General features: G+C 57.6%; 11 protein-coding genes. 7 read left to right on the top strand and 4 right to left on the bottom strand.

Translation table 11 applies throughout. The features are described from left to right. Positions 1–5: 5 nt before the first annotated feature. Positions 6–851, top strand: coding sequence for an AAA family ATPase (locus tag EUU25_RS05015; protein WP_143776296.1), 846 nt, complete (start codon positions 6–8; stop codon positions 849–851). A gap of 3 nt (positions 852–854) precedes the next feature. On the opposite strand, the gene EUU25_RS05020 is transcribed toward EUU25_RS05015, so the two are convergent. Then, a complete protein-coding gene (locus EUU25_RS05020) occupies positions 855–2,255 on the bottom strand; it encodes a methyl-accepting chemotaxis protein (protein ID WP_158898857.1) in 1,401 nt (466 codons plus the stop codon). 131 nt (positions 2,256–2,386) lie between these two features. Here EUU25_RS05020 and EUU25_RS05025 point away from each other — a divergent pair, with 131 nt between their 5' ends. Beyond that, positions 2,387–3,571, top strand: a complete 1,185-nt coding sequence (locus EUU25_RS05025; protein WP_158898859.1) for a vWA domain-containing protein — start codon at positions 2,387–2,389, stop codon at positions 3,569–3,571. A gap of 148 nt (positions 3,572–3,719) precedes the next feature. Continuing rightward, on the top strand, positions 3,720–5,030 hold the full coding sequence (locus EUU25_RS05030) for a DUF418 domain-containing protein (protein WP_158898861.1): 1,311 nt from the start codon (positions 3,720–3,722) through the stop codon (positions 5,028–5,030). A 39-nt stretch (positions 5,031–5,069) separates the two neighbouring features. Here the strand turns inward: EUU25_RS05030 and EUU25_RS05035 are convergent, their stop codons facing one another. Next, a complete protein-coding gene (locus EUU25_RS05035; RefSeq protein ID WP_158898863.1) occupies positions 5,070–6,269 on the bottom strand; it encodes an exo-beta-N-acetylmuramidase NamZ family protein in 1,200 nt (399 codons plus the stop codon). Further along, positions 6,266–6,826, bottom strand: coding sequence for a DOMON-like domain-containing protein (locus EUU25_RS05040; protein ID WP_158898865.1), 561 nt, complete (start codon positions 6,824–6,826; stop codon positions 6,266–6,268). Before EUU25_RS05040 ends, EUU25_RS05035 begins: the two co-directional genes overlap by 4 nt. 32 nt (positions 6,827–6,858) lie before the next feature. Here EUU25_RS05040 and tyrS point away from each other — a divergent pair, with 32 nt between their 5' ends. Beyond that, complete coding sequence (tyrS, locus tag EUU25_RS05045; protein WP_158898867.1) at positions 6,859–8,085, top strand: tyrosine--tRNA ligase; 1,227 nt, start codon at positions 6,859–6,861, stop codon at positions 8,083–8,085. 97 nt (positions 8,086–8,182) lie between these two features. Next, positions 8,183–8,506, top strand: coding sequence for a PilZ domain-containing protein (locus EUU25_RS05050; RefSeq protein WP_158898869.1), 324 nt, complete (start codon positions 8,183–8,185; stop codon positions 8,504–8,506). Between the two features lies 1 nt (position 8,507). Here EUU25_RS05050 and recG read toward each other — a convergent pair whose 3' ends face one another. Further along, on the bottom strand, positions 8,508–10,568 hold the full coding sequence (recG, locus tag EUU25_RS05055; protein ID WP_158898871.1) for an ATP-dependent DNA helicase RecG: 2,061 nt from the start codon (positions 10,566–10,568) through the stop codon (positions 8,508–8,510). Between the two features lie 60 nt (positions 10,569–10,628). On the opposite strand from recG, the gene EUU25_RS05060 reads away from it, so the two are divergent. Both EUU25_RS05060 and mfd read left to right on the top strand, forming a co-directional pair. Continuing rightward, complete coding sequence (locus EUU25_RS05060; RefSeq protein WP_158898873.1) at positions 10,629–10,907, top strand: FAD assembly factor SdhE; 279 nt, start codon at positions 10,629–10,631, stop codon at positions 10,905–10,907. A gap of 149 nt (positions 10,908–11,056) precedes the next feature. Next, entirely contained in the window at positions 11,057–14,542 is a 3,486-nt protein-coding gene (gene mfd / locus EUU25_RS05065) for a transcription-repair coupling factor (protein ID WP_158898875.1), read from the top strand. Positions 14,543–14,580: the final 38 nt, after the last annotated feature.

A 14,580-nucleotide genomic window follows, 5' to 3' on the forward strand; every position in this document is an offset into this window, starting at 1 on the left:
TGATGATGCGTTTTGAAGGCACCGACAAATATGTGGCAACCGATGATCTGAAGGTTGCGGTCAACGCGGCGACGAAGCTGCGCCGTCCGCTGCTGGTCAAGGGTGAACCGGGCACCGGTAAAACCGTGCTGGCCCAGGAAATCGCAACCGCCCTGGGCGCGCCGCTGATCGAATGGAACATCAAATCCACCACTAAGGCGCATCAGGGCCTCTATGAATATGACGCCGTGGCTCGCCTTCGCGACAGCCAATTGGGTGACGAGCGGGTGCACGACATCCGCAACTACATCAAGAAAGGCAAATTGTGGGAGGCATTTACCAGCCCGCAACTGCCCGTGCTGCTGATCGACGAAATCGACAAGGCTGACATCGAATTCCCGAACGATCTGTTGCAGGAACTCGACCGGATGGAGTTCTTCGTTTACGAAACGCAGGAGACGATCAAGGCGGTCGAACGGCCCATCGTCATCATCACCTCGAACAATGAAAAAGAATTGCCCGACGCATTTCTGCGCCGCTGTTTCTTCCACTATATCAAATTCCCGGACCGCGACACGATGCAGTCCATCATCGACGTCCACTTCCCCGACATCCAGAAAATCCTGGTCTCCAAGGCGATGGATATCTTCTACGAAGTCCGCGATGTGCCGGGCCTGAAGAAAAAGCCGTCGACGTCAGAACTGCTCGACTGGCTCAAGCTGCTCCTGCACGAAGATATGCCGCTCGACGTTCTGCAATCGCGCGACCCGACCAAGGCGATCCCGCCGTTGCACGGTGCGCTGCTGAAGAACGAACAGGACGTGATGCTGTTCGAACGCCTTGCCTTCATGGCACGACGTCAGGGCAGCTAAGCCCTAAATCACATAGGCTATTTCAAGGTCGCCCCAGCGGCGGCCATTGATGCGCAGCGGAACATAGACGTTGCGGACGATCTTGTACGTCTTGCCATCGCCTTCATGCCGGTACACCGCCATGGTGAAGTCCTTTTCGCTCGCCTTGGCCGTGATGTCGCATCCTTCGAACAGGACGCGGCCGTTGCGGCAATATTTGGTGTCATGGGCAATTTCGCCCGTGGGCTCCCGCGAAAATTCCTTGAGGTGAATGGGGAGGAAGCCTTTGTTGCTGCTGCACACCACCGACATGATCGCTTCCGGGTCCATTGCCTTTACCGATTCCAGAACCGGCTGCCAGTTACGCTCCGCCCAATCTGTCAGACGGGTGCGGTAACGGGGCGGGTTGCTGCCCTCGATAAGCTGGAGGTCCGCGTCGAACAGCGCATCCATGGAGAGCGTACCCTGCCCGATTGCATTTTCGGTCAACGACTCGACCTTGCGCGCCTGTTCGGTGGCAAGCTCGACATATTTCAGATCGTCGAGCGACAGTCCGCTGTGGACGATGGAATCAAACATTCCATTCGCCAGCGCTTCCAGTTCGACAAGCTGGTGATGCGCTTTGCCCACGGCGCTGAACATCGCGCCATTGGCTTCGGCCACCGCGTCGCGGACACGTTGTGATTCAATCAAACTCTGGTGCACATCGGCGGTGTTCGAAGCGATTTCGCGGCTCCGGTCGCCCATTTGGCCGATGATGTCGCTAACCCCGTGAATCAGGTCCTGAAGGCTGGAAAACTGCTGCTGCGCTTCGCTGCTGGTCGCGATGCCATCCTCGATCTGGCCAACAAATTTTGCTGCCTCGTTCGACAGCGAATTGACTGTCCCGGTAATTTCCACGGCTGCGGCGCGCGAATCCAGCGCCAGCTTTTTGACCTCTGCGGCAACCACCGAAAATGTCTGCCCGGCATCTCCGGCCTTCTCGGCCTCGATGGCGGCATTCAGCGCCAGCATATTCGTTGTGCGCGCAATGGTATCGATAGATTGCGACACCCGCTTCACCTGCTCCATTGCCGCGGCAAAGCCCGTGATATGCGCTCCCAGATTTTCGATCAGTCCGATCAGCGCCGAAAAGCTCGCAATCGACATTTTGATGGTATCGTTCCCGCCCATTAGACGGGTCACCGCGGCTTCGGACAAAGCACTTGCTTCAGACGTGGCCTGCGTGACTTCGGCTATATCCGAATCCAGACGCAGCGTCAGTTCGGTCAGCTCCGAATGCCGGGTTTTCAGCCAGTCGGCAGAATCGAGCGCCTGCTCCAAAACGCCTGCGGCACCGGCACATCCTACCGTCACATCGCCACAGATTTTTGCCGTTTCCCGTATCCACGCATTTTCGGGAACGTCGATCTTTTCCATCTTCATGCAGGCGACCCTCATCACAGTTGCAAAGCCGTGTAACCTGTTTTGGTTAGCGCTTCGTTAACCCTCTTTAGTTGACGTGAAGCATCCAAATCGGCACAAGCCCAAGATAGAGTTTTGCGAGGATAGAGCCGGTGTTTTTTTCTTTCATGGACGAGTTGCGAACTGCAGGGATTTCCGCATCGCTTAAAGAACATCTGGCCCTGCTCGAGGCGCTAGAAGCCGACGTAATCGCCCAGAATCCGGAAGAATTCTACTATCTCGCTCGCGCCACCCTGGTAAAGGACGAGGCGCTGCTGGATCGGTTTGACCAGGTGTTTGGTAAAGTCTTCAAAGGCATTTTCACCGAATATGGCCAAGAACCGATCGACATCCCGTCCGAATGGCTGAAGGCAATTGCCGAAAAATATCTGACCCCCGAAGAGATGGCGGAAATCAACAAGCTGGGCAGCTGGGACGAGTTGATGGATACGCTGAAAAAGCGGCTCGAAGAGCAGCAAAAGCGTCATCAGGGTGGGAGTAAATGGATCGGTACCGGCGGAACTTCGCCCTATGGCAATTCCGGTTACAATCCCGAAGGCGTCCGCATCGGCGGAGAATCGAAGCATAAACGCGCTGTCAAAGTGTGGGAAAAGCGCGAGTTCCAGAATCTCGACAACACCCGCGAACTGGGCACCCGCAATATCAAGATCGCCATGCGCCGCCTTCGCCGCTTTGCCCGCGACGGGGCGGCCGAAGAGCTGGATATTGATGGCACCATCAACGGCACGGCGCGCAAAGGATGGCTCGATATCCAGATGCGGCCCGAAAGGCGCAATGCCATTAAGCTGTTGCTGCTTCTTGACGTGGGCGGGTCCATGGACCCCTTCATCAAATTATGTGAAGAACTGTTCAGCGCGGCGACAAGCGAGTTTAAAAATCTCGAATTTTTCTATTTCCACAACTGCCCCTATGAGGGCCTGTGGAAAGACAATAAGCGCCGCTTTAGTGAACGCACGCCCACCTGGGAAGTCCTGCACAAATTCCCGCACGACTATAAAGTCGTCATCGTCGGCGACGCGTCGATGAGCCCCTATGAAATCACCCATCCGGGCGGTTCCGTCGAACATTTCAACGAAGAGTCGGGCGCGGTCTGGCTGCACCGGATCAGCAATACCTACCCGGCGACCGTATGGCTGAACCCGGTGCCGGAAAAGCAATGGGGCTATTCACAGTCGACGAAGATCATCAAGGAAGTGATGAACGACCGGATGTATCCCCTGACGCTGGAGGGTCTGGACGATGCCATGCGGGAATTGAGCCGGAAGCATGGGCATTGAGCGATCCATTTCGCAACAACAGTGTCGACCATGTGTGCAGTTGTAAAATAATTTGCATTAATCCCGATAGCCTTTAGCCTTTGCCCACTTCATCAGGAAGGCGGACCAGTATCGCTCTCTTGTGCGAACCAACGGTAAGGGGGATGCCATGGTCATCGAAGAAGCCAGAAGTGAGGCATTATCGCCACTGGTCCAAACCGAACGGATCGGGTCGCTCGATATCTTGCGGGGAATTGCCGTTCTCGGAATATTGCTGATGAACATCATCGGCTTTGGCTTGCCCTGGGCATATGACAATCCCACCGTCGCCGGCGGTATGGACCCACCCAATTACTGGGCATGGGTCATTCCGACCCTGTTTTTTGAAGGCACAATGCGCGGAATATTTTCGCTGCTGTTCGGCGCCAGCATTGTCCTGCTGACCGACCGGATGGAAAAGTCCGGCGCTGGGCTGAAAACAGCCGACATCCATTTCCGCCGGATGCTCTGGATGCTTCTTTTCGGAATAATACACTGGGCGCTACTGCTATGGATCGGCGAGATATTATTTGCCTATTCGATCGGCGGACTCCTTCTCTTCGCTTTTCGGAAAATGGCGCCAAAGCATCTTCTGATGATCGCAGGCGCCTTGTTGCTCACAAGCGTTGCGATTTCTGCCGTTGAACATCGCGACATGGTCGAAACCAGCACTGCCGCCGAAAAGGCATCTGAAGCGAAAACCGCCGGAGTAAAATTGACGGAGGAACAACAGGCGTCCGTTACAGAATGGGAAGAAGCTCAGAGTGAATTTTCTCCAAAGATGGAAGATCTCGAGTCCATTTTGAAAATTCACCGCGAAGGATATTTCGAAGCGGTGAAGGATCAGTTCCCCATAGCTTATGAGTTCCAGTGGACCCATTTACCTTGGTGGCTTGTGTTCGACATGATGTCATTCATGATGATTGGCATGGCCTTTCTGGGTCTTGGAATACTGGGCGCGTACAAAAGCCGGGCATATTATTTCAGCATGATGGTCGTAGGCTATGTGGTAGGCTTACCGCTCAACTATATGGAATTACATATCTTCCAGCATAGCGGTTTCACCGTTCTGGGGTATAGCGAAGCGGCCATTACCTATGAAATTAGCAGGCTCGCTATGGTCATCGGACATCTTGGACTGTTTTTGAGCATCATTAAGGGCGGATGGTTGAAGCCTTTGCAGCGCGTCCTTGCCGCGACCGGCCAAATGGCGCTGACAAACTACATTGCACAGACACTCATCTGCACCATGCTATTTTACGGATTTGGCTTTGGTCTATTCAACAGGTTGGAACGCCATGAACTATTTTATGTGGTAGCTGCAATCTGGGCTATCGAGCTCATTTGGAGCCCGATTTGGCTTCGCTTTTTCCGCTTCGGTCCGATGGAGTGGCTATGGAGATCATTGACCTATTGGGAACGACAACCGATGCGGAGATAGACCCCACGGGCCAATGACTTAAGACCAAGGAACCGCCGGTCAGTATAAGAGATAGGGGCGTCGGTCGGTAACCCAAGCCTCCTCATCCGGCCCGGTCACCGCATCCAACTCATCCGCTGTCGACCCATCCCGATCCACCCACTCGCGCAGGCCGGGACCGCCATTGATCACATCAATCGCCAGTTTCCCGAATTCATATTCATAAGGAAAATCACGCCACAGATCATAGTCGGGATACAGGCTCCGGATCGCCTTGAACGCCAGTGCCTGCACGCGCCATGGACGGAACGCCTGATGGTCATAGGCCGCGCCTTCGGCATGAATATGCACGCCGTGGCAGAGGCTGTGGACATGTTTGTGGAAAGTCGGTTCAAACCATATTTCGCGCAACGTGCAGCCTGTGAGCCATTGGGGGGCAAAGCGGCGCATTTCGGCGATGACCGCGCGGGCGTCGATGTCGGGTGCACCGAAAATTTCCAAGGGCCGCGTGGTGCCGCGTCCCTCTGACAATGTGGTGCCCTCCAGCATCACCGTCCCTGCATAGGCACGCGCCATGTTGATGTTGGGCGCATTGGGGCTGGGGTTGATCCACAAACGGTCTGCTGGCCAGCCATAGCCCGGCGCGGCATCGGGTTGATACCCTTCCATCGCAACAACATGGTAATCCACATCGATCTTATAATGGTCAATGAACCACTGCCCCAGTTCGCCCAGGGTCAGGCCGTGACGCATGGGAATTGGCCCCGCGCCCACAAAACTTTCCCAACCGGGCAACAATGTCAGACCTTCAACCGGCCGTCCCGCCGGATTGGGGCGGTCGAGCACCCAGACCGACTTTCCATGTTCGGCGGCGGCCTCCAGCATGTAGAGCAGCGTCGTAATGAAGGTATAGATGCGGCAGCCCAGATCCTGCATGTCGATCAGGATGACATCAAATGTCCCCATCGATTGTCCGGTAGGACGACGCACTTCGCCATAGAGACTGAACACCGGCACACCGTGGACAGGATCGGTGAAATCAGGCGATTCCATCATATTGTCCTGCTTGTCGCCACGCAGTCCATGTTGCGGCCCGAACGCCGCGGTGATGTTGATATCGTCCAACGCCGCAAGCGCATCGAAGCTATGTGTCAGGTCCGATGTGACCGAGGCGGGATGGGCGAGAAGCGCAACGCGCTTACCCTTTAACGGTGCACGCAGCGAAGGCTCGGTGAGCAGGCGATCTATTCCAAATTTCATGCCGCGCTTGGTGCCTCCAGATAAAGCGCAAAGCAATCCCTATGATGAAAATCAGGCTTTCCTTCGGGGTGCGCCAAGGCCCAATAGGATTTCGTGTCCCCGCTTTCCGCAATGACCGCAGTCAGTCCGATCCACAAAGCCGCATCGCGCCATTGGTCGGGCAATGAGATTTCGACCTCCAGCGCGAAATGGGTTTCACTGGCATCCCCGTTAATTTCCGGGCGATAGGTCATGAGTTCGGTCATCCCTGCCCGATAACCGGCAAAGCTGTATGCGGCCCATTGGGTCGAGGGGGCGAAATTATACTCGAGATACGCCTCGTCATCGTCGCGCCTGACGAACAGTTCAAAACAGGTCGTTTTCCACAATTCATCTGTTCGCATGGGTGGCAATGTGCGGGGAATTTCCAGCGCATTCAGATCGCAATCGACATGGTAGCGCAGCCACAGCGCACCGCCCTCTGCACGGGTAACCGACACCAGAATTGTGTCGACCATGAAGGGCGGGGTTGCGGGATGGCAGGTGAGCGCGATTTCCTCTATCGAAATATTGGCCAATCTCGAAACTCCATGCTAGGCGCTGCCGCGTTATGACTGCTTACAAATCCGACCTCCTCCGCCTGCTTGATGAGCGTGGCTACATTCACCAGGCAACCGATGCCGCCGGGCTTGATGCCTTGGCGACGAAAGAAGTTGTCCCGGGCTATATCGGCTTCGATCCGACTGCGCCATCGCTTCATGTCGGCAGCCTTGTGCAGATCATGCTGCTGCGCCGTCTACAACAGACAGGGCACAAGCCGATCGTCCTGATGGGCGGTGGCACCGGCAAGATTGGCGACCCCAGCTTCAAGGATGAAGCGCGCAAATTGCTGACCAACGAGGTCATTCAGGAAAACTGCGCCTCGATCAGGCGGATTTTCGAACGCTTCCTCACCTTTGGTGACGGGCCGTCCGATGCGATCATGCTGGATAACAGCGAATGGCTCGATGCTTTGGAGTATATCCCTTTCCTGCGTGAAGTCGGGCAGCATTTCTCGATCAACCGGATGCTCAGCTTTGATTCGGTCAAACTGCGCCTCGACCGCGAACAATCGCTCTCCTTCCTAGAATTCAACTATATGATTTTGCAGGCCTATGACTTCATGGAATTGTCACGCCGTGCCGCGTGCCGCCTGCAAATGGGCGGGTCCGATCAATGGGGCAATATCGTCAACGGCATTGAGCTTGCCCGCCGCATGGACGGCACCGAAGTATATGGCGTCACAACCCCGCTGATCACCACGGCAGACGGTGGCAAGATGGGCAAGACGATGTCGGGCGCTGTCTGGCTGCATGAGGACCAGTTGCCTGCCTATGATTACTGGCAGTTCTGGCGCAACACGGATGACCGCGATGTGGGCCGTTTTCTGCGGTTGTTTACCGATGTGCCGCTCGACGAAATCGCACGGCTTGAGGCTTTGCAGGGCTCCGAAATCAACGCGGCCAAGATTGCGCTCGCCAATGCGGCGACCGAAATGTGCCGGGGTGCAGAGGCCTCGGCGCTCGCCGAGGAAACCGCGCGCAAGACTTTTGAAGAGGGCGCGACGGGCGACAATCTGCCGATTTTCGAAGCCTCTGGCGCTGTATCGATAATTGATGCCCTAATTGGACTTAATTTTGTTGCGTCGAAGAAAGAGGCCCGGCGTCTGATCGAAGGCGGCGGCGCACGCATCAATGGGGAGGCAGTTGCTGACGAAAATGCTTTAATTTCGGTAACTTCGGATGATGTAAAGCTGTCGGCGGGGAAGAAAAAGCACGGAATTTTGCGCTTTAGCTAAGGCCGCAGGGTAAACGTGCAGCCCCAACTATTTTACCATTTATTTGTAACTTCATGTCATGTTGCGGCTATCGAAAATAAAACAAAGGCCGCACTGAATGGCGCAACCCGCACCGAATAACGACATGGATCTCCGCCGCGCGGCTCGCCATCGTGCGAACCACAAGGTTATCGCGGAAAGCAAGTTTCATGGTGACCAGACGATCCACATCGTCAACGTGTCCGCCCATGGGTTCATGATCGACGACAACACGGTGTTCGAACGTGGCGACCGCGTGGAATTGCGCTTGCCTGTCGTTGGCCGGTTGGAGGCTCTGGTCATCTGGACCGTAGAAAACCGTGCCGGATTCCAGTTCGAGCGCGTGGTTCGCCTGCCCGATTTCCTTGCGCTTCTGGAGCATGTAAGCCCCAAGTTGCGGTAAACTAACCGCCGCGCAGGGTCGCGATCCCGGCGTCCCGTTCAAACAGATAAAGACACAAGCGCGCAGCCTCCCCACGGGGGCCCGCCAGTCCGCCGTCGCGGTCGAGCAACAGCCGCGCGTCGTCGGCCGCCACGCTGATCAACGCGCGCACCTGTTCGGGCGTTGCGACGCGGAACGGACTGTCGCCCGACTGCCGCGTCCCCAATAGCTCACCTGCCCCGCGCAGCTTCAGATCCTCCTCGGCAATACGAAAGCCGTCATTGGTCTCCCGCATCAGCGCCAGCCGCGCCCGCGCCGTCTCGCCAATCTGGGCGCTGCGGATCAGCAGGCACACGGATTTTTCCGCCCCGCGCCCCACTCGCCCGCGTAACTGGTGCAGCTGTGCAAGGCCGAAGCGGTCGGCGGCTTCGACGATCATCAGGCTGGCATTTGGCACATCGACCCCGACCTCGATCACCGTGGTCGCCACCAGCAACCGGGTTTCGCCGCGGATGAAGCGTTCCATGACCGCATCCTTTTCCGGCCCCTTCATCCGCCCATGCACGACCGCCACCTGCTCGCCAAAGCGTAGCCGCAGCATTTCGGCGCGCTGTTCGGCGGCGGCGAGGTCGCTATTCTCGCTTTCCTCGACCAGCGGACAGACCCAGAAAGCCTGCTTCCCCGCCGAAAGATGCCTTGCCACACCGTCAACAATCTCGGGCAGCCGTTCCTGCGAAATCACCCGTGTTTCCACCGGTGTGCGCCCCGGTGGTAGTTCGTCAATCTGCGACGAATCCATCTCGCCATAGGCCGCAAGCGCAAGGCTGCGCGGGATAGGCGTCGCGGTCATCACCAGCAGATGCGGCACGCCCCTGCCCTTGCGCGACAGCATCAGCCGCTGCGACACACCAAAGCGGTGCTGTTCGTCAATCACCGCGAGCGCGAGCGCCTTATAGGTCACCGCCTCCTGAAATATCGCGTGTGTGCCGACCAAAATATGGATGCTGCCATCGGCTAGCCCCATCAGCGTCGCTTCACGCAACTTCCCCTTTTCGCGGCCGGTCAGGATGGCGATATTGATGGGTAGTCCCGCCAAAAGCTTTTGCAGTCCCGCAAAATGCTGCCGCGCCAATATTTCGGTCGGGGCGAGCATTGCGCCCTGCATCCCGGCCTCAACCGCGCGGAGCAGCGCACGCAGCGCGACCATCGTTTTGCCCGCGCCGACATCACCTTGCAAAAGCCGCAGCATCGGGCGCGATTGGGCAATGTCGCCTTCAATTTCCGCAATCACCCGCTGCTGCGCGCCGGTCAGCGCAAAGGGCAGTTGCAGCCGGTCCACAAGTTGCCCCGTCCCCGCGATCGGCACCGCCTTGCGCTGGTCCATCGCCGCCCGCACCAACCGCATGGCGAGCTGGTTGGAAAACAGTTCATCATAGGCCAGCCGGTCCCGGTTGGCCTCATCATCCTTATGGTGGACTTGATTCACCGCGGAGTTCCACCCCGCCCAATTGCGCGCCGTCAGCAAGCTGGGCTCAATCCATTCGGGCAGGTCCGGCAAATGCTCGAGCGCCGCCGTCGCAAGCTGCCCCATCCGCTTGTTAGTCAATCCTTCCGACAACGGATAGACCGGTTCGGCAAGGCCGGGGGAGCCTGCCTCGCCCACAGCAACAATATGGTCGGGGTGCACCATCTGCAATTCATCGCCATAGCGGTCGAGCTTGCCGGAGATGATCCGCGCTTCCCCCACCGGTAACTGCTTGCGCGCCCAGCCTCCATTACGGCCGAAGAAAGTCAACGTGATGTAATTGCCCTCCGCATCGGCGGCATATATCCGCAAAGGTGCCCGCGCGCTGCCGCTGCTGCGATGGTCCATCACGGTGACGGCGAGAATGATGTTGCTGCCAACATCCGCAACATCGAGCCGCTGAACAGCCTTGCGGTAGGTCCAGCTTGCGGGAAAATGGTACAGCACATCCTTGATCCGCACCAAACCGAGCTTCTCAAGCGGTTTGGCCAGCCCCGGTCCAACGCCTTTCATCGCGCGCACTTCTGCAAATAACGGATTGAGAATATCTGGACGCATGGCTAGGGCCATCTATAACCGGAAACCCTCATAAAAGCACAAGCATAAAGGATGCGCGCGATGGACGCCGACCCCTATCTTCGCAAATTACACTTTCGCGCGCACCACCGTGGCACGCGGGAGGCGGACGCCATGGTCGGCGGCTTTTTTGACACTTACCACGCCCAGTGGAGCGAAGCGGATTTCGCCTGGTTCGAACGGCTGTTGGAAGAGCAGGATGTCGACATCATGGCCTGGGCGCTGCAAACCGCAGCACCCGACCCGAATTTGGCAGGACCGATGATGGACCTGCTCCAACGGCTCGATTTCATCTCCTTGCCGGAAGGACTTGGGAAATGATTTCCCCCGCTTTTCGCCGTCATGCTGAACTTGTTTCAGCATCTTATTTTACAACCTGGCAAAATACTAAGACCCTGAAACAAGTTCAGGGTGACGTAGTGATGTGCGACTGGCTTGATTTGCAGATTGATGCGGTTCGATAGGTTTTCATGCCCGACATCCAAAGAATCATAACGGCCAAGTCACCTCTCACCCTGTCGTCGGTGCCGTCCGGCTTCGCGCCGCTGCTGCTTGCCGATCTGACACGTGCTGCAAAAGGGCGGACATTGTACATCGCGCCCGACGATAGCGCGATGCGCGCCCTTGCCGATGCGGTTCCCTTCTTTGCCCCCGAAGTCGAAATCTTGCAGCTTCCGGCGTGGGATTGCCTCCCCTATGACCGCGCCTCGCCTTCCGTCGCGGTCACATCGCAACGTATGTCCACCCTGCAAGCTTTGCAGCAACCGACATCCAAAAAGCAGTTGGTGCTGACCACCATCGGTGCGGTCATCCAGAAATATGTGACGCCCTTCCGCATCCGCCAAACGGGCGAGCGGCTGACGGCAGGACGCGAGATCACACGCGAACGGCTGGCCTCGCTGCTGCAATCCAACGGCTATTTCCGCGTCGATACCGTTGCCGAAGCGGGCGAGTTTGCGATCCGCGGCAGTATCGTCGACCTGTTTCCGGCGGGCAGCGAATTTGGCCTGCGCCTCGATTTCTTTGGCGACGAGATTGAAAGCATCCGCCGTTTCAACCCGTCGGACCAACGCAGTATCGATCGGGTCGAGCATTTCGATATCCTGCCCGCTGTTGAAGCGTTGATGGACGAGGAAGCAATCAAGCGGTTCCGCGTCGGCTACCGTGAACGATTCGGCGTCACTGCCACCGGCGATCCTCTTTATCAGGCCGTGTCCGAAGGCCGCCGCTTGTCCGGTATGGACCATTGGTTGCCGCTATTCGAAGAACGCATGGCGACGATCTTCGACCATGTAGGTGCAGATGCGCTGGTTATCCGCGATGCGGGCGCTATCGCCGCAGGGCAATCACGGCTGGATGCAATCGCCGATTATTACGACAACCGCGTCAAGGCGCAGGTCGCCGAACCCGGCAGCTACCGTCCCTTGCCACCCGAAATGCTCTATCTTTCAGGCGATGAAGTTGAAAAGGTGTTGGCCGACAATGCCGCACATCTTCTGACCCCGTTCGCGCAGCCGGATTCCGACCGGACCATCGATTTTGCGATCGCCGCCGCCCGCGATTTTGCCCCCGAACGCACGCAAAAGGCAAATGTGTACGAGGCTGTCGCTGGCCATCTGAAATCACTTTTGAAGGCGGGAAGCCGCCCCATCATCGCCAGCTATTCCAACGGCGCGCGGGAACGGCTGAAGGGTTTGCTGAAAGATCATGGTGCCCCGCCCCTTGCCGATGCCGATGGTTGGCAAGCGGCGCTCGGGCTTGCTGCCCCGGCCAGTGGACGCGGTACCGTTGCCATGGTCGTCCTGCCCATCGACCATGGATTCACGTCGAGCGATATCGCGCTGATCAGTGAGCAGGATATGCTCGGCGACCGGCTTGTGCGCCGTCACAAAAAACGCAAATCCGCAGATGCCTTCCTCGCCGAACTGGCCGCGCTCAGCCCCGGCGATCTGGTTGTGCATCAGGATCACGGGATTGGCCGCTATGAAGGGCTGATATCTATCCCCGTCGGCAACAGCCCGCACGACTGTGTGGCGTTGAGCTATTCGGGTGGGGACAAGCTCTATGTTCCTGTTGAAAATATCGATGTCCTGTCGCGCTATGGCTCGGATAGCGAGAATGTTACGCTCGACAAATTGGGCGGCGAAGCATGGCAACGGCGCAAGTCGAAGCTGAAAGAACGCATTAGGGCCATTGCGCACGAACTGCTGAAAACCGCTGCCGAACGGGCCCTGCGCCCCGGTGCGGTCATCGAAGTTGATGATCAGGCTTATGCCAGCTTTGTCGACCGTTTCCCCTATGAAGAAACCGAAGACCAGTTGCGCGTCATTGACGAGGTGCTGGAAGACCTGTCGGCGGGCAAGCCCATGGACCGTCTGGTCTGCGGCGATGTCGGCTTTGGCAAGACAGAGGTCGCGATGCGCGCCGCCTTTGCCGTGGCATTGGCCGGGCATCAGGTTGCCGTCATAGCGCCCACAACCTTGCTGGCGCGGCAGCATTATACCAACTTCGTTGAACGATTCCGCGACCTGCCGCTGAAACTCGGACGGCTTTCGCGTCTTGTGCCCGCCGCCGAAGCCACCACCACGCGCGACGGTCTGGCAGATGGCACGGTCGACATCGTGATCGGTACCCATGCTGTCCTTGCCAAATCGCTGAAGTTCAAGCGGCTCGGTCTGGTCATCGTGGATGAAGAACAGCGCTTTGGCGTCAATCATAAGGAACAGTTGAAGGCGCTGAAGACCGACGTCCATATGCTGACCCTGACCGCGACCCCCATTCCCAGGACCTTGCAGATGGCGATGTCGGGCTTGCGCGAATTGTCGGTAATCCAGACCCCGCCGGTCGACCGGCTCGCCGTACGCACCTATGTCATGCCATGGGATCCCGTTGTCCTGCGCGAGGCATTGCTGCGCGAACATTATCGCGGCGGGCAAAGCTTTTTCGTGGTGCCGCGCATTGCCGACCTGACCGAGATTGAAGAATTCCTGCGCACCGAAGTGCCCGAAATCAAATATGTCACCGCGCACGGCCAGATGTCGGCAACGCAGGTCGAAGAGCGGATGAGCGCCTTTTACGAAAAGCGTTATGACGTCCTGCTGTCGACGACCATCGTCGAAAGCGGTCTTGATATCCCCAGCGCCAACACACTCATCATCCACCGGGCCGACCGCTTCGGCCTCGCGCAGCTTTACCAGTTACGTGGACGTGTTGGCCGGTCCAAGACGCGTGCCTATGCCTATATGACGCATGAGGCGAACCGCGTGTTGACCGAAACGGCGGAAAAACGGCTCAAGGTGTTGGGCGATCTGGACAGCCTTGGCGCCGGATTCCAACTTGCCAGCCATGACCTCGACATTCGCGGCGCAGGCAATCTGGTGGGCGACGAACAGTCGGGGCATATCAAGGAAGTCGGTTTCGAACTGTACCAGTCGATGCTGGAGGATGCGATTTTGGAAGCGCGGGCGGATTCGCAAGGGCTCGCCAAACCGCGCGGCAGCTTCTCGCCGCAGATCACCATCGATGCACCGATCCTGATCCCCGACGATTATGTCCCCGACCTCTCAGTCCGCATGGCGCTTTACCGCCGCTTGAACGAACTGGAAGAAGGTCAGGATATCGAAGGCTTTGCCGCCGAAATCACCGATCGTTTCGGTACCATTCCGGAACCGACGCAAAATCTGCTCAAGCTTATCCAGATCAAGCAAAATGCGCTTGTCGCACAGGTCGCCAAGATCGAAGTTGGCGCACGCGGAACGCTGGTCAGCTTCCACGAAGACACCCCGCCCAATGTTCCGGGCCTGCTCGCCTATGTCGCCAAATTGGGCGAAACGGCAAAGCTGCGACCCGACAGCAAACTCGTCATCAACCGCGTGTGGGGCGACCCTGCGTCACGGTTGAACGGATGTTTGCAGCTGTCGAAGGGCCTTGCCAATCTGGCGCGCAAGGCGGGGTAGTCGGGCGTTGGGGATAGGGTCCAATGCCTAGCCTCTCC

It is taken from the genome of Sphingorhabdus lacus (assembly GCF_009768975.1).
GTDB classification, from domain to species: Bacteria; Pseudomonadota; Alphaproteobacteria; order Sphingomonadales; family Sphingomonadaceae; genus Sphingorhabdus_B; species Sphingorhabdus_B lacus.